The sequence below is a fragment of the Comamonas terrigena NBRC 13299 genome, assembly GCF_006740045.1.
Lineage (GTDB): Bacteria > Pseudomonadota > Gammaproteobacteria > Burkholderiales > Burkholderiaceae_C > Comamonas > Comamonas terrigena.
In genome coordinates, this window is the sequence record NZ_AP019749.1 from 4,641,596 (window position 1) to 4,658,763 (window position 17,168).

At 66.7% G+C, this 17,168-nt stretch carries 17 protein-coding genes and 1 riboswitch; of the genes, 6 read left to right on the forward strand and 11 right to left on the reverse strand.

Going from position 1 to position 17,168, the window contains the following annotated elements; genetic code table 11:
- The first annotated feature begins 43 nt into the window (after positions 1–43).
- From CT3_RS20950 to CT3_RS20965, 4 genes are all read left to right on the forward strand, one after another.
- Positions 44–1,141, forward strand: coding sequence for an aminoglycoside phosphotransferase family protein (locus CT3_RS20950; RefSeq protein ID WP_066538291.1), 1,098 nt, complete (start codon positions 44–46; stop codon positions 1,139–1,141).
- Between the two features lie 112 nt (positions 1,142–1,253).
- Positions 1,254–1,985 carry a 16S rRNA (uracil(1498)-N(3))-methyltransferase gene (locus CT3_RS20955; RefSeq protein WP_066538294.1) on the forward strand — a complete coding sequence of 244 codons (732 nt, stop codon included), beginning with the start codon at positions 1,254–1,256 and terminating at the stop codon, positions 1,983–1,985.
- Positions 1,986–2,136: 151 nt separating this feature from the next.
- Positions 2,137–3,363 (forward strand): GGDEF domain-containing protein, encoded by a 1,227-nt coding sequence (locus CT3_RS20960; RefSeq protein ID WP_227657842.1) that lies wholly within the window; start codon positions 2,137–2,139, stop codon positions 3,361–3,363.
- 142 nt (positions 3,364–3,505) lie between these two features.
- Positions 3,506–3,883, forward strand: coding sequence for a RidA family protein (locus CT3_RS20965; RefSeq protein WP_066538300.1), 378 nt, complete (start codon positions 3,506–3,508; stop codon positions 3,881–3,883).
- Positions 3,884–3,889: 6 nt separating this feature from the next.
- Here CT3_RS20965 and CT3_RS20970 read toward each other — a convergent pair whose 3' ends face one another.
- The 8 genes from CT3_RS20970 to CT3_RS21005 all read right to left on the reverse strand — a co-directional run bounded on the left by CT3_RS20970 (position 3,890) and on the right by CT3_RS21005 (position 13,353).
- Entirely contained in the window at positions 3,890–4,744 is an 855-nt protein-coding gene (locus CT3_RS20970) for an alpha/beta hydrolase (protein WP_066538303.1), read from the reverse strand.
- Positions 4,745–4,859: 115 nt separating this feature from the next.
- Positions 4,860–6,359, reverse strand: coding sequence for a M20 family metallopeptidase (locus tag CT3_RS20975; RefSeq protein ID WP_066538306.1), 1,500 nt, complete (start codon positions 6,357–6,359; stop codon positions 4,860–4,862).
- 123 nt (positions 6,360–6,482) lie between these two features.
- Positions 6,483–8,486 carry a Cache 3/Cache 2 fusion domain-containing protein gene (locus tag CT3_RS20980; protein WP_066538309.1) on the reverse strand — a complete coding sequence of 668 codons (2,004 nt, stop codon included), beginning with the start codon at positions 8,484–8,486 and terminating at the stop codon, positions 6,483–6,485.
- 224 nt (positions 8,487–8,710) lie between these two features.
- Positions 8,711–9,907, reverse strand: a complete 1,197-nt coding sequence (locus tag CT3_RS20985; protein ID WP_066538312.1) for a glycerophosphodiester phosphodiesterase — start codon at positions 9,905–9,907, stop codon at positions 8,711–8,713.
- A 122-nt stretch (positions 9,908–10,029) separates the two neighbouring features.
- Positions 10,030–10,860 (reverse strand): 2-oxo-tetronate isomerase, encoded by an 831-nt coding sequence (gene otnI, locus CT3_RS20990; protein ID WP_066538315.1) that lies wholly within the window; start codon positions 10,858–10,860, stop codon positions 10,030–10,032.
- Between the two features lie 84 nt (positions 10,861–10,944).
- Complete coding sequence (metW, locus tag CT3_RS20995) at positions 10,945–11,529, reverse strand: methionine biosynthesis protein MetW (protein ID WP_066538321.1); 585 nt, start codon at positions 11,527–11,529, stop codon at positions 10,945–10,947.
- Positions 11,526–12,656, reverse strand: coding sequence for a homoserine O-succinyltransferase MetX (gene metX / locus CT3_RS21000; protein ID WP_066538434.1), 1,131 nt, complete (start codon positions 12,654–12,656; stop codon positions 11,526–11,528). The genes metW and metX overlap by 4 nt, the downstream gene beginning before the upstream one ends.
- Before the next feature lie 115 nt (positions 12,657–12,771).
- The gene (locus CT3_RS21005; RefSeq protein ID WP_066538324.1) at positions 12,772–13,353 is read right to left on the reverse strand and encodes a TMEM165/GDT1 family protein; all 582 of its coding nucleotides are present in this window, start codon (positions 13,351–13,353) and stop codon (positions 12,772–12,774) included.
- A gap of 103 nt (positions 13,354–13,456) precedes the next feature.
- A riboswitch (yybP-ykoY riboswitch) is annotated at positions 13,457–13,563 on the reverse strand.
- Positions 13,564–13,801: 238 nt separating this feature from the next.
- On the opposite strand from CT3_RS21005, the gene CT3_RS21010 reads away from it, so the two are divergent.
- Both CT3_RS21010 and CT3_RS21015 read left to right on the forward strand, forming a co-directional pair.
- Entirely contained in the window at positions 13,802–14,137 is a 336-nt protein-coding gene (locus CT3_RS21010; protein WP_066538329.1) for an RNA-binding regulator, read from the forward strand.
- Positions 14,138–14,370: 233 nt separating this feature from the next.
- Positions 14,371–14,856, forward strand: a complete 486-nt coding sequence (locus tag CT3_RS21015; RefSeq protein WP_066538336.1) for an RNA-binding regulator — start codon at positions 14,371–14,373, stop codon at positions 14,854–14,856.
- A 114-nt stretch (positions 14,857–14,970) separates the two neighbouring features.
- Here CT3_RS21015 and lptC read toward each other — a convergent pair whose 3' ends face one another.
- Genes lptC through CT3_RS21030 form a run of 3 tightly spaced genes read right to left on the reverse strand, consistent with a single transcriptional unit; the run spans position 14,971 to position 17,119 of the window.
- Positions 14,971–15,567, reverse strand: a complete 597-nt coding sequence (lptC, locus tag CT3_RS21020; RefSeq protein WP_066538337.1) for an LPS export ABC transporter periplasmic protein LptC — start codon at positions 15,565–15,567, stop codon at positions 14,971–14,973.
- A complete protein-coding gene (locus CT3_RS21025) occupies positions 15,564–16,112 on the reverse strand; it encodes a KdsC family phosphatase (protein ID WP_066538345.1) in 549 nt (182 codons plus the stop codon). Before CT3_RS21025 ends, lptC begins: the two co-directional genes overlap by 4 nt.
- Complete coding sequence (locus tag CT3_RS21030) at positions 16,112–17,119, reverse strand: KpsF/GutQ family sugar-phosphate isomerase (protein ID WP_066538347.1); 1,008 nt, start codon at positions 17,117–17,119, stop codon at positions 16,112–16,114. The genes CT3_RS21025 and CT3_RS21030 overlap by 1 nt, the downstream gene beginning before the upstream one ends.
- Positions 17,120–17,168: the final 49 nt, after the last annotated feature.

A 17,168-nucleotide genomic window follows, 5' to 3' on the forward strand; every position in this document is an offset into this window, starting at 1 on the left:
GGCACCCGGCTGGTGCCGGACGGTTTGTAGAATCCGATTATCCATGAGCGATTCCATCTCCCCCATTTCCAGCGTGGTATGGGCCGATCCGGCCCGCGAACACGCCTTCCAGACCTGGCTGACGCCATTGGCTGTCCAGCATGGGCTGGAGCTGTCCACCCTGCGCCCGGCTTCGGCCGATGCAAGCTTTCGCCGCTATCTGCGCCTTGACCGCAGCGCAGGCGGCAGCCTGATCGTCATGGACGCACCGCCGGACAAGGAGAACTGTACCCCTTTCGTCCAGGTGCAAGGCCTGATGCAGCAATCCGGCCTGAACGTGCCGGCCATCCTGGACTGGAACCAGCCCGACGGCTTCATGCTGCTCTCCGACATGGGCAGCCGCACGCTGATCGAGGTGCTGGACCCCGCCCGGCCCCAGGATGCCGAACTCTGGTACCGCCACGCCGTGGACCTGCTGCTGCAGTGGCAGCAGGCCTCCCGGCCCGGCGTGCTGCCGGCGTACGACGAGGCCCTGCTGCGCCGCGAGCTGCAGCTCTTCCCCGACTGGTATATCGCCCAGCACCGCCAGGTCACGCTGGACGACAAGCAGCAGGCCGTGCTGGCCAAGGCGTTCGACCAGATCGTGGCGCACAATCTGCAGGCACCCAGTGTCTATGTGCACCGGGACTTCATGGCACGCAATCTGATGCTGCCCAGCGACCCCACCCAGCCGCTGGCCGTGCTCGACTTCCAGGACGCGGTCTACGGCCCCGTCACCTATGACATTGCCAGCCTGCTGCGCGATGCCTTCCTGACCTGGGAAGAGGACTTTGTCATCGACATTACCGTGCGTTACTGGGAAAAAGCGCGCCGCTCGGGATTGATCGGCGCCAGGAGCGCCTCCGGCTGGGGCGATGACTTCGGGGAGTTCTACCGCGCCGTCGAATGGATGGGCCTGCAGCGCCACCTGAAGGTGGCTGGCATCTTTGCCCGGCTCACATTGCGCGACGGCAAGCCCAAGTACCTGGCGGATACGCCGCGCTTCATCCACTACATCCGCACCACCTGCAGCCGCTACCGCGAGCTGGCGCCGCTGCTGCGTCTGGTCGACCAGATCGAAGGCATCCAGGCCCAGGTCGGCTATGCCTACGGCCGGATGTGATCCCCGGCTTGCACCGCGCCCTCTGCACCTGCAGCGCCAGTTTCCGTGGCCCCCCATCTGACACTGGCCGCACCTCCTCTTCACCCGTTTCCTTCTTGCCAGCACCCACCGCATGCCGCGCTTTCACTGCCCCCTGCCGCTGACCGCCGGCGCCGAACTGGACCTGCCCGCCGGCGCCGCCCGCCATGTGCAGGTGCTGCGCATGCAGCCCGGCCACACCATCACCCTGTTCGACGGCAGCGGCGACGGCGAATGGAGCGCCACCATCCTGCAGATGGGCCGCAGCACGGTGCAGGTGCGCGTGGAGGCCTTCCACGCCACGGCGCGCGAAGCATCCCGCCCGGTGCACCTGCTGGCCGGGATCACCGCCAACGAGCGCATGGACTGGCTGGTGGAAAAAGCCACCGAAATCGGCGTGGTCAGCATCACCCCGCTGCTGGCCGAACGCAGCGTGCTCAAGCTCAAGGGCGAGCGCGGTGATAAAAAACGCAGTCACTGGCAGGCCGTGGCCGTGGCCGCCTGCGAGCAATGCGGTGGCAACCGCGTGCCCGCCATTCACCCGGCGATGACCCTGGCCGAATGGACCGCCGCCCACCCGCAGGCAGACTCCGCAGACACGCAGCGCGTGCTGCTCTCGCTGGCCGACGGCACGCGCCCGCTGCTGCAGGCCGTGGCGGCCGGCCAGACACCGGTCCTGTTCCTGTCCGGCCCCGAAGGCGGCCTGTCTCCGGCCGAAGAGGCCCTGGCCCGCGCCCAGGGCTTTGCCCCGGTCACGCTGGGCCCGCGTGTGCTGCGCGCCGAAACCGCCCCCATCATGGCGCTGTCCGCACTGGTATTGGGTTGAACCCGCAAACGACCGTTCGTCGTGTCAACGTGGTAATTTTTGCCTGCGGCTCTGTCCAAGAGACGACATTTTCCTAGAATCCGGAAACATTTATTTACAACCGGACCCCTGCGCAGGTTACCCACCGGCGCAGCCCAGAAGGAAAGCTGCCGTGACATCCGCCACCGAGCCGCCTTCGCAGACGGCCCGCATACGGCGCTGGCTGCTGTCGGACGATCCGCACATCCGCACCCACACGGCCATGTCCGGCCTGGCCCTGGTGCTGATGGCGTGCTGCGTTGGCTTGCTGCTCTGGCTGGCCCTGAACAGCCACACCCCCCTGCCCTGGGTCGTCAGCTGGAGCCTGGTGTCGCTGGGGGGCCTGCTGGCAGCCACCCTGGCCATCCGCCTGGGCTGGACACGCCGCCTGAACGACCCCTCCCTGACCCTGCCGCAGATGCTCTGGGCCATCACCAGCGCTGCTGTGGCCTATCTGGTGGTGGCCGATGCCCGCGACATGCTGCCCTGCATGGTGGCCATGGTGCTGCTGTTCGGTTCGCTGGGCCTGCGCATGCGCCAGATCGTGGGCATCACCGTGTACGCCTTTGTGGCCACCAGCACCGCCATGGTGCTGGCCCCCCGGCTGCTGAACCAGCCGGTGTCGGTGGTCGACGCCGCCCACGCCGTCATGCTGGCTGTGGTGCTGCTGGCCTGCATGGGGGTCAGCCTGCGTCTGCATTCCCTGCGCAGCCGGCTCCAGCAGCAGCGGCTTGCCTTGTCGCGGGCCCTGGAGGAACACCGGGCCCTGGCCTCGCGCGATGCGCTGACGGGCCTGCTCAACCGCCGCTCCATGCTGGAGCTGCTGGAGCTGGAACAGCGCCGCTGCGTGCGGGGCCAGCGCAGCATGGCCCTGGCCGTGCTGGACATTGACCACTTCAAACGCATCAACGACAACTACGGCCACGCCGTCGGCGACCGTGCGCTGCAGGCCTTTGCCCACACCGTGCGCCACACCGTGCGCGGCGGCGATGTGCTGGCCCGCTGGGGCGGCGAAGAATTCGTGCTGCTGCTGGGGGATGTGAACGACAACGCCGCCCTCAGCCTGCTGCAGCGCATTGGCCAGGCCGTTTCCCAGGCCGTGGTGGCCGATGCGCCCGAAGGCCTGCGCATGACCGTCTCGACCGGCCTGACCGTGCACCTGCCCGGCGAATCGGTCGAAGCCACGCTGGAGCGCGCCGACCAGGCCCTCTACCGTGCCAAGCACCAGGGGCGCAACTGCGTGGTGCTGGCCGACCTGCAGGCACCGCCGCCGCCCCCTCATCCGCCACCGCCGCTGGCCCCGGCCGGATTGACGGCCGGCCCCGCGGTGCCACCGCAGACAGCGGCCTCCCTCCACTGACCCCTACCCCCGTGAAGAGCGCGCAGGTCTGCTCCAGGCCACGGAACGCCGGCACATCCCGCGCGCGGTGGCCATCCTGCGCTACCCTGTGCGGTTTGGACGGCCCCGTATCCCGGGCCGTCCGCCACCTTGGAGTTTCTGCATGACTGTTTCCACCTCCGGCCCCATCACCCGCCACCATGTGGGCGCCCGCCTGTCCGAGACCGCGGTCCACCACGGCACCGTCTACCTGGCCGGCCAGATCCCTGAAAACCACCCGGATGGCGACATGCGCGTGCAGACCCAGGAGGTGCTGGGCCATGTGGAACGCCTGCTGAATGAAGCGGGCAGCAGCAAGGCCCACATCCTGTCGTGCAACATCTTCATCCGCAACGCGGCCGACATCACGGTGATGAACGAGGTCTGGGATGCCTGGATCGTGCCCGGCCACACCCCGCCCCGCTGCACCGTGATCGCCCCAGCCATCAACCCCCAGTACCTGATCGAGGTGGTGGTCATCGGCGCACAGATCGCGGCCTGATACGGCCTAACGCGGCGGAAACTGCTGATCCAGCCACTGCTGCAGCCGGGTGAACACCGGCGCCGCCAGGGCCTCGCTTTCGTTGAAGATCTCGTGGAACGCCGGCCCAAAACACTGGGCCTGCAGCACCGCTGGCGGCGCCAGGCGGGCCAGGGCGGCACTGCCCGCCGGGTCCACCACCCGGTCCTGCCCGGCCCACAGCAGCAAGGTGGGAGTGCGCCAGGCCGGCGCCCGGGCCACGACCCGCGCGCCGCCTTCGGCCATGTAGCGCGCCATCCGGCCGCTGATGCGCGGGTGCTGCAAGGGATCGCGGTCATAGGCCTGCACCACCGCCGGGTCGTGCGACAGATGGCGCGAATCCACGCCATTGTGGACGCGCAGATTCGGCAGCAGCCGGGGCAGACTGGCCAGCAAGGCTTTCTGCAACCCCGACAAATGCAGCGCCAGCGCGGGAGAGGACAGCACCAGGCCCTCCACCTGGCATGCACCGGATGCCACCGCGTCCGCCGCCACCAGCCCGCCCATGCTGTGTCCCAGCAGCACCAGGGGCCGGGAGGCCGGCATGCCGGCACGGGTGGCATCCAGCACCTGCGCCAGATCGTCCAGCAGCCGGTCGTCGCTGCTCAGGCCGCCCCGGGGGCCGCCCGACCGGCCGTGGCCATACTGGTCATAGGCCCGCACGGCCATGCCCCAGCCGTTCAATCGCTGCGCCAGCGCGGCATAGCGGCCGGCGTGCTCGCCCATGCCGTGCACGATCAGCACCGTGGCGCGCACCGCCGCCGCAGGCGCCAGCGGCCAGTCGTAGACCGCCAGGGGCGTGCCGTCAGCGGCGGGCAGGAAAGTGGACTCTGTCGGATGCATACCGCGGGGCTCTCCTTGCAGTACCCGGCGCGGTCGGCCGGGAATACCAAAAAAATAGCTGCCTGCGCCCTTTGCGTGGGCTTTGGCAGCTATTTTGGAGAATTCCCTCAGCGACTCAAGCTGTCGCTTCCTCGGATTGCGCCACCGGCATGGCGGCAATCACCTGGGCCACGGCGGCGGTGAGCTTCTTGGCATAGGGCACATGCAGGAACTCATTGGGGCCGTGGGCGTTGCTCTTGGGGCCCAGCACGCCGCAGACCATCATCTGTGCGGTGGGGAAGCCCTGGCTCAGCAGGTTCATCAGCGGGATGGTGCCGCCCTGGCCGATGTAGCCGCAGTCCGCGCCAAAGTGGGCCTGGCTGGCCACATTCAGGGCGGTTTCAAACCAGGGACTCATGCCCGGGGCGTTCCAGCCGCTGGAGCTGGACAGGCCTTCCCAGGTCACCTTGGCCTGGTACGGCGCATTGTCTTCCAGCAGCCGCTTCATCTCCTGCACGCAGGTGGCGGCGTCCACCAGCGGCGGCAGGCGCAGGCTGAGCTTGAAGGCCGTGTAAGGCCGCAGCACATTGCCCGCGTTCTGCAACGTGGGAAAGCCTTCGGCGCCGGTGACGGACAGCGTGGGCTCCCAGGTGCGCTTGAGCAGGGCTTCCACCGGGTCGGTGGTGGTGGGCAGGGCCACCAGCGTGCTGCCGCCGCAGTCATGGTGGGCCCAGGGAAAGCGCTTGTAGGTTTCCTCGCCCAGGATGGCCGCCGTGGCCTTGGCCTGGGCCAGACGCTCGGGCGGCACCTGGCAGTGGAAGCTGGCGGGCAGCATGCGACCGGTTGCGCTGTCCTCCAGCCGGTCCAGCACCTGGCGCATGATGCGGAACGACGAGGGCACCACGCCCGAGGCATCGCCTGAGTGCACCCCTTCGGTCAGGATTTCCACCTTCAGCGTGCCGCTGGCCATGCCGCGCAGGCTGGTGGTCAGCCACAGCTGGTCGTAATTGCCGGCACCGCTGTCCAGGCAGATCACCAGTTCCACCGCACCCAGGCGAGGACGCAGTGCATCCACATAGGGCAGCAGATCGCGGGAGCCGCTTTCTTCGGCCGTCTCGATGATGCCCACGATGCGCGGGTGGGCCACGTTCTGGCGCTTGAGTTCCTGCACCGCCGCCACGCTGGCGTAGACGGCATAGCCATCGTCTGCGCCGCCACGGCCGTAGAGCTTGCCGTCCTGGTACACCGGGGTCCAGGGGCCCAGGTCGCTGCGCCAGCCTTCGAATTCGGGTTGCTTGTCCAGGTGGCCGTACATCAGCACCGTGGGGGCGCCGCTGGCATTGGCTCCGGGCTGGGTGCCTTCCACCTCGAAGAACAGCACCGGTGTGCGGCCTTCCAGGCGCACGATTTCCAGCCTCAGGCCGGGCACTTTCTGCGCTTCCACCCAGGTGGCGGCGTTGCGCAGCACCGTGTCCAGCAGGCCCTGGGCCGCCCAGTCGGGGGCGAACATGGGCGATTTGGCGGGAATGGCGATGTAGTCCTTGAGCTGGGCCACGATGTCGCGGTCCCATTGCTGGCTGACATGCTCCAGCGCCTGTGTGGTGTCCAGCGCGGTGGACGGAATGCGTGCGTTCATGGCAAAGCTCCTGGTCACTGCGGCCCGCACAGGGCGGACGCGAAGCAACCATTGTGCGCCATGCCGGAGCCCCCACAGCGCAGGGGGTGCCAACCCGCCCCGGCCGGCCCGCCGCAGCCGGCGTCAGCGGGGCAATGCCGGCAGTGCTGCGGCCGCTGCCGGCGCCGCCAGATCCAAGGTCAGGGCACCGGCGGGCTGCAGCTTGAACACGCTGACCGCCGCCTCCAGGCCGCTGGCCTGGTCGCGCATGCTGGACGAAGCCGCGGCCGACTCCTCGACCAGCGAAGCGTTCTGCTGGGTCAGCTGGTCCAGCTCGGCCACATCGTGGTTGACCTTGGCCATGCGCTCGGCCTGCTCCGAGGCGCTGGCCGAGATCTCGCCCACGATGTCGCCCATGCGCTGCACGGAGCTGACGATCTCGTCCATGGTCTGGCCGGCGGCCTGGACCAGCTGGGCACCGGACTCCACCTGGTGGACCGAGCTGCCGATCAGCGCCTTGATCTGCTTGGCCGCTTCGGCGCTGCGTCCGGCCAGCGAACGCACCTCGCTGGCCACCACGGCGAAGCCCCGGCCCTGCTCCCCGGCGCGGGCGGCTTCCACGGCGGCGTTCAAGGCCAGGATGTTGGTCTGGAACGCGATGCCATCGATCACACCGATGATGTCGGCAATCTGGCGGCTGCTGTCGTTGATCGCCCCCATGGTGCGCACCACCTGGCCCACCACCTCACCGCCGCGCGAAGCCACTTCCACGGCCGAGGCCGACAGCTGGTGTGCCTGGCGCGCCGCATCAGCGGCCTGGTGCACGCCCTGGGCCGTGTCCACCATGCGCTGGGCCGTGCGCGCCAGCCGGTCTGCGGTGTTGTCGGTGCGCTCGGCCAGATCGGCATTGCCCAGGGCAATCTGGCTGCTGGCGCTGGCAATGTTGTGCGCCGCCAGACTGACCTGCTGCAGCATGGCCACGTAGCGCTGGCGCATGTCTTCCACTTCGCGCACCAGATCGCCAATCTCGTCGCGGCGCGGGCTGTGGAAGGGCTGGGTCAGATCGCCCTGGGCCACCAGGGTCAGCGCCTGCGTCAGCCCGCGCAGCGGCTGGCTCACGCCCCGGCGCAGCACCCAGAACAGGCCGGCGGCCAGCAGGGCCAGCGCCACCGCCATGGCACCCCATACGGCAAACAGCGCACGGCGCTGGCCGGCCATGGCTTCGCGGTCCGAGACTTCGGTCACCACCCACCAGCCGGACTGGGTCTTGCGCACTACGGCCCAGGGGTCGGCCCCTTGCTCCGGCAGCAGCGCGACCGCGTCGCGCACCCAGCCGTCCGGGCTGTCGGCCAGCGCCTGCAATGCGGCCTGGGCCTGGGGAAGGGCCTCCAGCACCTTCTGGCCGGCATGGCTGGGATGGGCCACAAACCGGGCCTGCGCCAGGCTGGTACCCGGGTCGATCACCATGGCACCGCCATGCTCGTACAGGCGCAACCCGGACACCTGACGCAGCAGGCCTTCCTGGAAGGCGCTGAGGTCGGTGCCCACAAACAGAATCCCCACCACCTGGTTCTGCGCATCGCGCAGCGGCGCGTAGTGCGTCATATACGGCTTGCCGAACAGCGTGGCGCGGCCGATGAAGCTCTGGCCTTCGCGCACCCGGGTATAGGCCGCATGCTGGCGGTCCAGCATGGTGCCGATCACGCGCTCGCCCTGCGGGTTGCGCAGCGAGGTGGTGATGCGCACAAAGTCATCGCCCTGGCGGGCAAACACCGTGGCCACGCCACCGGTGTCGGCGCTGAACTTGTCCGGCAACGCAAAGTTGCCGTTCAACACCTCGCCGTCCACCGACAGCTGACCGCTGGCGCTGTCCAGCGCCACATGGCCCGCAAAGTGGCGAGCAAATCCTTCGGAGGCCTTGACCACCATGTCGCGGTTGGCGTGCTCCACCGCGTCGACCGAAGCCACCAGCGCCTGGGTGGCATGGCCCACGCTGGCTACCAGCTGCGTGCGCGAAGCCTGGTTGGTGATGGATGCGGTCACCAGGCTCAGCGCCAGCAACACCAGCGCCACCATCGCGATGGCGATGGCGGTGACCCGGCGGGCCACGGAACGGCGGCCTGCAGCCGCAGAAGAAGAGGACAACATGGAATATCCGCACCTGGACACAAAACGGGCGGATTCTCACATTGCGTTACTGAGTAAGTCCTGACGAACGGCAAAGCCCTGCAATTCGTCCGCTTTTTACGGCAACCGCAGGGCTTTTTGCACCAATACAGGGAATTTTGCCTCTATCGCCGCTGGCTGACGGCTCCGGCCCGCCATCGGCCGCCGGCCGTCCACAGCAGGCACCCTCTGCCGTGCGGCGCCGCTCAGCGTGCGTGGTAGGCGGCAATGGCCTTGCGCCCCTCGGCCGGGTCATCGGTGAAGATGCCATCGATACCGGTGCGCAAAAAGGCTTCGAAGTCCGCCGCCACATTGCCGCGCGTGGCACCGTTCTCCACCGGGTGGGCTTTCAGGGCGGCGGGCAGAAAAGCGTTCTCGGGGCGCAGCGTCCACACATGCACCAGCAGCCCGGCGCGGTGGGCCGCCCCCACCAGGCCGGTGGGCGCAGCGTTCTTGCCCTCCTTGACCGGCACGACCATGGATTTGCTCGGACCAATGCCGTTGGCGTAGGTGGCCACCTGGGCCAGGCCTTCGGGCGTGGTCAGGTCGGCATAACTGGGGCCCCTACCCCGGGCCACGCTGTCGTAGGGCTGACCCTTGGGGCTGAGCAGCTGCACCAGGCGCACGGTGCTGCGCGCGCGGATCCAGCGCAGGTTCTCCACCTCGAACGACTGCACCAGCACCGGCGCCTGGGCGTCGTTCCAGCCGTTGGCGGCCAGCACCTGCAGCAGCACCGGCTCCAGCGGCTTGCCGATCGACAGGAAATAGCTGGGGTGCTTGGTTTCCGGGTAGATGCCCACGGTGCGGCCGGTGCGCGCGGTCTCGGCCTTGGCCAGGTCGATGATCTCCTGCAGCGTAGGCACCTCGAACTGGCCGTCAAAGCGCACATTCGCCGGGCGCACAGCGGGAATGCGTTCGCGCGCGCGCAGCGTCTTCAGCTCGGCCAGCGTGAAATCCTCCACAAACCAGCCGGTGATGCGCTCGCCGTCGATGGTCTTGGTGGTCTTGCGCGCCGCAAATTCGCGGCGGTCGGCCACATCGGTGGACGCCTCCTTCAGGCTGCCGTCGGCGTGGAGCATGGCGATGGCGTTTTCGTGCCGCGCCACCAGCACGCCATCCCGGGTGATGACCAGATCGGGCTCGATGAAGTCCGCTCCGGCGGCAATGGCCACCCGGTAGGCTTCCAGCGTGTGCTCGGGACGCAGGGCCGAGGCCCCCCGGTGGGCAATCAAGGCCGGCTTGGGCGGCCAGGCGCCGGCACGGGGCGCGGTGGGGGCGGCCCCCTGTGCCGCTGCCGCCGCAGCAGGCGCAGGGGCCGGGCTGCTGCAGCCGGTCAGCCCCCACGGGCCCACCAGTGCAGCAGCGGTGGCGGTCAGGCAGTGGCGGCGGGTGATGGCGGGCATGGCAGTCTCCGGTTGCAAAGGTTTTTTCCATCCGCGCAGCGGCGCGGCGCTTTCTGCCCCTGATTTCACCACCAAACAGGCAGTGGTCCTTGCGGCGCCGCGCACCGCTTGCAAAGGGTTTTTCAGATTTCTGCCGCGTCCATGCGGGCATAGGCCTGCAGCCAGCCCAGTCCCTGCGAGGTACCGGCACGCGGGCGGTATTCGCAGCCGACCCACCCGGTGTAGCCCAGCTGGTCCAGCACATCGAACAGATAGGGGTAGTGCAGCTCGCCGCTGTCCGGCTCATGCCGGTCGGGCACGCCCGCAATCTGGATATGGCCCACGCGCCCGGTGGGCAGGTAGTGGCGCAGCTTCATGGCCACATCGCCTTCGACGATCTGGCAGTGGTACAGGTCCATCTGCACCTGCAGCCGGGGTGAATCCACGGCCTGCACCAGCGCATGCGCCTGGTCCTGGCGCTGCAGGTAGTAGCCGGGCATGTCGCGGCCGTTGATGGGCTCGATCAGCAGCGCCACCCCCGCATCCTGCGCCTGCTGGGCGGCCCAGTGCAGGCGCTCCGTCACCAGGGCCTGCACGCCGGCATGGCTTTGACCCGCAGGCAGCAGGCCGCCCATCACATGCACGCGCGGGCATTGCAGGACGCTGGCGTACTCCAGCGCCTGCTGCAGGCCCGCACGGAAGGCCGCGTCCTGCCCGGCCAGGCACAGCGTGCCGCGGGCACCGGCGTCCCAGGCGGTGGCCATGGCGTCCCGCGTCGTGCCGCCCGGCGGCGCGTTGAACAGCACCTGCTGCAGGCCATGGGCACGCAGCTGCTGCGCCAGCTGTGCCGGCGCATGGGCATAGGGAAACAGGTATTCCACCGCCCGGAAACCATCGCGCGCCGCAGCGGCAAAGCGTTCCAGAAACGGCAGCTCGGTGTACATCAACGACAGGTTGGCAGCGAACTGGGGCATGGGCCCATTATCGGAAGCGCCCTGCCCTGCTGTCTGTCACCGGTCTGTCGCAGGCGACGACATTGCGCCCGCCTGTGCGCCAGATCAACCTCTTTCGAGGCAGAACACCGCCGTGCTGGCGCGCAGATTGGGCAGGGTGCGAATCACCTGGCCCTCCCGCAGGCCGAAGGAGTCGACCACGTTCAAGCGGTTCTTGTGCGCCAGCACCTCGAAGTCCTTGTACGTGCCCACGCGGATATTGGGCGTGTCATACCACTGGTACGGCAGGTGGCGCGTGACCGGCATGCGCCCGCGCAGCACCGAAAAGCGGTTGGGCCAGTGGGCGAAATTGGGGAAGGTGACCACGCTCATCCGGCCCACGCGCGCGGTTTCGCGCAACATCGTTTCGGTATTGCGCAAGTGTTGCAAAGTGTTTATCTGCAGCACCATGTCGAAGCTGTTGTCATCGAAGATGGCCAGACCTTCATCCAGGTTCAGCTGCAGCACATTGACGCCGCGCTGCAGGCAGGCCAGCACGTTGTCGTCGCTGATCTCCACGCCGTAGCCGGTACAGCCGCGTTCACGCTGCAGATACTGCAGAAAGGCGCCATCGCCACAGCCCAGGTCGAGCACGCGGGCGCCCTGGGGCACCAGCTGGGCCAGTGCTTGCATGGTGGGGGTGGCGGTCATGCGCGGAACTCCTTGGCAATGCCTTCGAAATAGGCGCGCATCGCGGCCAGGTAGCGGGGGTCGTCCAGCAGAAAGGCGTCATGGCCGTGCGGAGCGTCGATCTCGGCATAGCCCACATCGCGCTGGTTCTGCAGCAGGGCATGCACGATCTCGCGGCTGCGCCCCGGTGCAAAGCGCCAGTCGGTGGTGAAGCTCACCAGGAAGAACTTGGCCAGCGTCTTGGACAGCGCGGCCTTCAGATTGCCGCCGTGCTTCTTGGCAGGGTCGAAGTAGTCCAGCGCCCGGGTGATCAGCAGGTAGGTGTTGGCGTCAAAGTAGCCGCTGAACTTGTCGCCCTGGTAGCGCAGATAGCTCTCGATCTCGAACTCGATGTCCTGGGTGGTGAACTGGATGTCCGGGCCGTTGCGCAGCGCACGGCCGAACTTCTGGTTCATCACATCGTCGCTCAGGTAGGTGATGTGGCCGATCATGCGGGCGATGCGCAGGCCGCGCTGCGGCACCACGCCATGGGCGTAGAAGTCGCCGCCGTGGAAATCCGGATCGGTGACGATGGCACGGCGTGCCACCTCGTTGAAGGCAATGTTCTCGGCGTTCAGATTGGGCGCACTGGCCACCACCACGGCGTGGCGCATGCGCTCCGGATACTGCAGCGTCCAGCTCAGTGCCTGCATGCCGCCCAGGCTGCCACCCAGCACGGCCGCCATCTGCCGGATGCCCAGCCGGTCCAGCAGCAGCGCCTGGGCATTGACCCAGTCCTCCACCGTCAGCACCGGAAAGCTGGAGCCGTACACCGCACCCGTGTCCGGGTTGGTGTGCATGGGGCCGGTGGAGCCGAAACAGGAGCCCAGGTTGTTGACCCCGATGACGAAGAACTTGTCGGTATCGACCGACTTGCCCGGGCCGATCATGTTGTCCCACCAGCCTTCGCTCTTGGGCTGGCCTTCGTAGACACCCGCCACATGGTGCGAGGCGTTGAGCGCGTGGCACACAAGGATGGCGTTGGACTTGTCGGCGTTCAGCGTTCCGTAGGTTTCGAACGCAAGGGTGTAGTCGCGGATGCTGTGGCCGCTTTGCAGCGGCAGCGCATCCGGAAAATGCATGGATTGCGGTGTGGCGATGAAGGACATGAAAAAACCCGGCATCGCTAAAAACGAGGCCGGGTCGATAGATGTCGTCGGACGGGTCTTTAGCAGGATTTATAAAGCGCCCGCAAGCTGTAGCAAATCGGCGCGTGAGCGGCAATTATGCCAAATCCTTGAGCATGGGCGCAAACAGCGCCAGCAAGCCCAGCACCAGGAAAATGACCGCCGACACCAGGTGCACCATGCGGATGGGCACCTTCTTGACCAGCTTGTCGCCCAGCCACACCACCGGGGCATTGGCCAGCATCATGCCGAAAGTGGTGCCCGCCACCACCCAGACATAGGCTCCGCTGTACTGGGCCGCCAGCATTACCGTGGCGATCTGGGTCTTGTCGCCCATCTCGGCCAGGAAGAAGGCAATCAGCGTGGTGCCGAACACGCCCCAGCGGGAATGCTGGGACGTGCCGTCATCGTCCAGCTTGTCGGGAATCAGCATCCACACCGCCATGGCGATGAAGGACAGGCCCAGGATCCAGCGCATGGCGTCCGGGCCGACCATCTGGGTCACCCAGGCGCCCACGGCGCCGGCCAGGGCATGGTTGACCAGCGTGGCCACCAGAATGCCCAGCACGATGGGCCAGGGCTTGCGAAAGCGCGCCGCCAGTACGAGGGAGAGCAGTTGGGTTTTGTCGCCCATCTCGGCCAGGGCGACGATGGCGGTAGAAACAAGGAAAGCGTCCATGGTGGGGTTATCTTGTGTAAATCACGGCCGGATGATTGCGAGCGCGCATTGACCACACCCCGACTCCGGCACGTGGATCGGTGTGTAGTCAATGGTCTCGCCCAGCTCCAACAAGAGAACCGCGTACGCCATAGGGCAAAGCCCCAAGTCTGTTGACGCACGCTTTTGGCACCTTGCGTACCAAACGGGCTACTCCCCAAAGACAAACGGCATTCTACCGCCCCGCCGTGGTGCACTGCGTTTAAATGGGGTTTCCGGGTTTTCTCGGATGACATGTTGTAAGCAGCACAAAGTTGTCTATACCCTGTGAAACTCGCATTCTTATGATTGATAATGCCTTGAGCTTTTGTGCTTATCGCAGAGGCCAGTGCGTTAGCGTCTCTACCGTCGTCACGTTTGCGGACACCTAGGGCTCCATCGCGTTTTCACTTTTTTCCTGGAGTCTCCCATGGGTAACAAACTTTACGTCGGCAACCTGCCGTACTCTTTCCGCGACAACGATCTGCAACAAGCTTTCAGCGAATTTGGCAATGTCAGCAGCGCCAAGGTCATGATGGAGCGTGACACCGGCCGTTCCAAGGGCTTCGGCTTTGTGGAAATGGGCAGCGATGCTGAAGCCCAAGCCGCCATCCAAGGCCTGCACGGTCAAAACCACGGCGGCCGTGACCTGGTGGTCAACGAAGCCCGTCCGATGGCTCCCCGCCCTCCCCGCAGCGGCGGCTTCGGCGGCGGCAACTACGGTGGTGGTGGCGATTTCGGCGGTGGCCGTCGCAACAGCTACTAAATAGCCCGCGCTTTTACGCTTGAACGTCAAAGCGAAAAAAAAGGAACCTTCGGGTTCCTTTTTTGTTTAGAAATGTCACAAATTTGCCCGCCCAACGGTAATGCTTCTTTTGCGCCCCCATTAATAATGTTTTACGGGAATACTCCCGCGGTGATCTGCAGGTCCGGTTTCCAGCGCACAGTGCGATGCAGGCTTGTATAGGTCGAACAAAGAAGGATATTGAGGAGCGATTGATGGGAAATAAGTTGTACGTAGGAAACCTGCCCTACGGCGTGCGTGACAATGATCTGGAACAGGCCTTCTCCCAGTTTGGCACCGTGACAAGCGCCAAGGTCATGATGGAGCGTGACACGGGTCGCTCCAAAGGTTTTGGATTTGTGGAAATGGGCAGCGATGCCGAAGCCAGTGCCGCCGTCCAGGGCATGAATGGCCAACCACTGGGCGGGCGCAGCCTGGTGGTCAATGAGGCCCGCCCCATGGAACCCCGTCCGCCCCGCAGCTTCGGTGGTGGGGGGGGTGGCGGCTATGGCGACGGCGGTGGCCGCCGCGACAGCTACGGTGGTGGCGGCGGTGGTGGCGGCTACAACCGCGACCGCGAAGGCGGTGGTGGCTACGGTGGTGGCCGCCAGGACGGCGGCTTCCGCAGCCCCTATGGCTCGGGCCCACGTGGCCGGGGCGGCTATGGCGGCGGCGGTGGTGGCGGCTACAACGGCGAATAAGCCCGCCGCATTACCTCTGCTGCAAAAAAAAGGCCTCTGACAGAGGCCTTTTTTATGGAAACTTTCCCGTGGATCTTTGCGCAGCCATGCCGGCCACATATTCGGTCCGCGGTATTAACGCCCGGGCTCTAGCACCCCCCGCACGCGCCCCTGCATTTGCACCACCCGCGACACATTGTCGTAATCCAGCTGGTCGGCCGTAAACCGGTCCTTGCCCTGGGTCAGCACCACCGGCAAATGCGATTTCACCCGTTCTTCCTGGGTCCAGGCATGCAGAAACTCGCCTTCAAACTGCATGGCGGACTTGGGCGGCAGAGGCTGCCGAACCACCACCGCATTGCCCCACAGCTGGACTTCCGAGGCATCCGAATTGCTGATGCCTTTCTTGGCCGTGGCCGTGGTCTTGGCACCGTCCGGGGCATAGCCGCGCATATCCACATTCTGGATTTCCAGGGTATCGGTATCGGGGTAATGGTCTGCCTGGTCCCCCCGGATTTCGCTTTGCATACGCCCCTGCACATCGAAATCCTTCACCATGAAGTGGACCATGGTGTAGTCCGGGTCGTGGCCCACGGACCGCTCCTGCGCCGCTTTGGGCGCAGACGGCGCATTGCGCACCAGCCACCACGAACCCAGCGCCAGCAAGGCCATCAGCAGCACCGGCAGGTACAGGGACAGGCTTTCCCAGGAGCGGCGGACAGCTTGGATCATGGCAGATAGGCTTCCAGCAACCGGCGGTAGGCCCCCGTGGCGGTCAACAGCAGGTCACAGACCGCGCGCACGGCCCCGTGTCCACCGGCCAAAGGCGTCACAAAATCCGCAAGCGCCAGGCATTCGGCATGCGCATTGGCCGGCGCGCAGGCCAGCGCACTGCGGCTGAGCATGGGCAGATCAGGCCAGTCGTCGCCCATGGCCGCGGCCTGGTGCCAGTCCAGCCCCAGCGCATCGAGGATGGCCTGGGCGGCGGGCAGCTTGTCTTCCGTGCCGTAGCGCACATGGGTGACCCCCAGTTGCTGCAGGCGCAGACGCAGCGGCGCCGAATCCCGCCCGGTCACCACCGCCGGCGTGATGCCGGCCTTTTGCAGCAGCTTGATGCCGTGGCCATCCAGGGTATTAAAGCGCTTGAGCGTTTCACCCTGCTCCGAAAACAGCAGGCCGCCGTCGGTCAGCACCCCGTCCACATCCAGGAAGAGCACGCGCACGTTCTGCGCCTTCAGCAGCAGGTCGGGGGGAAATTGCAAAGCAGCGTGGGCCATCAGATCACCTTGGCACGCATCAGATCACGGATGTGCACGATCCCGGCCAGCCGGCCTGCGGCATCCACCGCCATCACCGAGGTGATGCCATGCTGCTCCATCAACTGGGCCGCGTCCACCGCCAGCGCTTCCGTGCTGACGGTCTTGGGGCGGGCATGCATCAGCTGGCCGGCCGTGGCCGTGCGCAGCTCGGTGCCCGCTTCGATGCAGCGGCGCAGATCGCCGTCGGTGAAGATGCCCTGCACCTGCTGCTGTGCATCGACCACCACCGCACACCCCAGGCCCTTGGCACCCATTTCGCGCATCAGCGTGCTGAAGTCGGCATCCGGCTGCACCGCAGGCACATCGCTGCCGGAACGCATCACATCCGCCACATGGGTCAGCAGCTTGCGGCCCAGCGATCCGCCGGGGTGCGAACGGGCAAAGTCCTCGGCCCGGAAACCGCGCGCATCCAGCAGCGCCATGGCCAGCGCATCTCCCAGAGCCAGCTGGGCCGTGGTGCTGGCGGTGGGGGCCAGGTTCAGCGGACAGGCTTCGCGCTCGACACTGGTGTCCAGCACCCAGTCGGCATGGCGTGCCAGCGTGGACTGCAGCCCGCCGGTCATGGCCACAATGCCCACGCCCTGACGCTTGAGGGCGCTCAGCAGCGAGGTGATCTCGTCAGATTCACCACTGTTGGACAGGGCCAGCACCAGATCCTTGTCGGTGACCATGCCCAGGTCGCCGTGGCTGGCTTCGGCCGGGTGCACAAAGAACGCCGGGGTGCCGGTGGACGCCAGCGTGGCGGCCAGCTTGCGGCCCACATGGCCGCTCTTGCCCATGCCCATCACCACCACGCGGCCGGGCAGGCGCAGGATCTGCTGCACCACCTGGGCAAACACCTGGTTCAGGCGGTCCGCCATGGACTGCAGGGCCTGCACTTCAATGGCCAATGTGCTGCGCGCCAGGTCCAGGGCGCGCTGATCTTCTGGCGCAACAGGGCGCACAGCAACTTGCGAAGCATTCATGGCGAAATTCTATCGGCCCGCCCCATCCCCTGCAGGGCAGCAGCGAGCA

Excerpts from the sequence above, each read along its gene's own strand:
- CT3_RS20950 (WP_066538291.1), top strand. The coding sequence starts at position 44 with ATGAGCGATTCCATCTCCCCCATTTCCAGCGTGGTATGGGCCGATCCG.
- CT3_RS20955 (WP_066538294.1), top strand. The coding sequence starts at position 1,254 with ATGCCGCGCTTTCACTGCCCCCTGCCGCTGACCGCCGGCGCCGAACTG.
- CT3_RS20965 (WP_066538300.1), top strand. The coding sequence starts at position 3,506 with ATGACTGTTTCCACCTCCGGCCCCATCACCCGCCACCATGTGGGCGCC.
- CT3_RS20970 (WP_066538303.1), bottom strand. The coding sequence starts at position 4,744 with ATGCATCCGACAGAGTCCACTTTCCTGCCCGCCGCTGACGGCACGCCC.
- CT3_RS20975 (WP_066538306.1), bottom strand. The coding sequence starts at position 6,359 with ATGAACGCACGCATTCCGTCCACCGCGCTGGACACCACACAGGCGCTG.
- CT3_RS20980 (WP_066538309.1), bottom strand. The coding sequence starts at position 8,486 with ATGTTGTCCTCTTCTTCTGCGGCTGCAGGCCGCCGTTCCGTGGCCCGC.
- CT3_RS20985 (WP_066538312.1), bottom strand. The coding sequence starts at position 9,907 with ATGCCCGCCATCACCCGCCGCCACTGCCTGACCGCCACCGCTGCTGCA.
- otnI (WP_066538315.1), bottom strand. The coding sequence starts at position 10,860 with ATGCCCCAGTTCGCTGCCAACCTGTCGTTGATGTACACCGAGCTGCCG.
- metW (WP_066538321.1), bottom strand. The coding sequence starts at position 11,529 with ATGACCGCCACCCCCACCATGCAAGCACTGGCCCAGCTGGTGCCCCAG.
- metX (WP_066538434.1), bottom strand. The coding sequence starts at position 12,656 with ATGTCCTTCATCGCCACACCGCAATCCATGCATTTTCCGGATGCGCTG.
- CT3_RS21005 (WP_066538324.1), bottom strand. The coding sequence starts at position 13,353 with ATGGACGCTTTCCTTGTTTCTACCGCCATCGTCGCCCTGGCCGAGATG.
- CT3_RS21010 (WP_066538329.1), top strand. The coding sequence starts at position 13,802 with ATGGGTAACAAACTTTACGTCGGCAACCTGCCGTACTCTTTCCGCGAC.
- CT3_RS21015 (WP_066538336.1), top strand. The coding sequence starts at position 14,371 with ATGGGAAATAAGTTGTACGTAGGAAACCTGCCCTACGGCGTGCGTGAC.
- lptC (WP_066538337.1), bottom strand. The coding sequence starts at position 15,567 with ATGATCCAAGCTGTCCGCCGCTCCTGGGAAAGCCTGTCCCTGTACCTG.
- CT3_RS21025 (WP_066538345.1), bottom strand. The coding sequence starts at position 16,112 with ATGGCCCACGCTGCTTTGCAATTTCCCCCCGACCTGCTGCTGAAGGCG.
- CT3_RS21030 (WP_066538347.1), bottom strand. The coding sequence starts at position 17,119 with ATGAATGCTTCGCAAGTTGCTGTGCGCCCTGTTGCGCCAGAAGATCAG.